Annotated in this window: 1 pseudogene; it reads left to right on the forward strand. The window is 63.2% G+C overall.

The features are described from left to right. Window positions 1–463 precede the first annotated feature (463 nt). Window positions 464–1006 (forward strand): annotated as a pseudogene (locus ACZ6CZ_RS38090) (IS5 family transposase); the annotation flags it as partial. Between the last annotated feature and the right edge of the window lie 96 nt (window positions 1007–1102).

Here is a 1102-nt window from a genome sequence, read left to right on the forward strand (position 1 = left end):
GACGATCACTTCACGAAACGCGTTCCCCACCACATGACCATGATCGACGATTGAGAACTCGACGCCTCACCGCCTACCGTGCACGAGCTCGTTAGCGAGCTTCTGGGACGCAAACGGCAGCAACGGAGTCCTCCAGTGCCGTCAAAACTCGTCGAAATGTCGAGGCACAGTGAGGCCGGGTACGTATAGCGGCTCTGGGCTGGGCCGAGCATCGTCATAGCGGCACTCAGAGGTCGTTTTCATCTGTCTTGCCTGCTTATAGACGGATTCCCGATGGGTGAAGGTGCGATGCGGAAGAGGTAGCCGGTGTGGCTGGGGTCGATGAGTCCTGAGGTGTGACTGTTGGGGCGGAGTGCTGCTCGTTCCTGTCTCATCCCAGGATGCCCGGCTTCCCAGGCTGCGTGCTTCCATCGTCATCGCTGTGCGCCTGGGCGCACTCGTTGAGCGGCAGTACGCCGGAGGCATGCCAAGTCGACGTTCTTATCCAAGCGATCTGTCCGATGCCCGCTGGGAGTTGGTCGAGCCGGTCCTGGCGGCCTGGCGTTTCGAGCGCCGTGGCAGAGCTCTGGACTTCGGCCGGCCGCCCGAACATAACCTGCGCGACATCATGGACGCGATCTTGTACGTGGACCGCACCGGGGTCCAGTGGCGCTATCTCCCGCACGACTTCCCGCACTGGAACACGGTCTACGGCTACTTCGCGAAGTGGCAGCGGGAAGGTGTGTTCGCTCAGCTCAACGGCCTGCTCAGGCGGCAGCTGCGGGAGAAGGAAGGGCGGGACGCCGAGCCGTCGGCCTGTGTGATCGACGCCCAGAGCGTCAAGACATCCACCAGCGTCCCCGCCGCCGGCCAGGGCGTCGATGCCGGCAAGAAGATCGTCGGACGGAAACGGAGCACTGTCACCGACACCATTGGCCTCCTGCTCGCCGCGCTGGTCACCGCGGCAAGCGTGCAGGACTCCATCGCCGGCACCCAGCTCCTGGACCAGGTCGCCGCCGAACATCCCAGTGAACCGTTCCGGGTTCGGTAGAGACTTCAGATTGTGGTTGTGACCTGGGGTTTCGTGTTGGCGAGGTAGTGGTTGGCCTCGTATTCAGCGGGT

The sequence above is a fragment of the Streptomyces sp. NPDC041135 genome, from assembly GCF_055592085.1.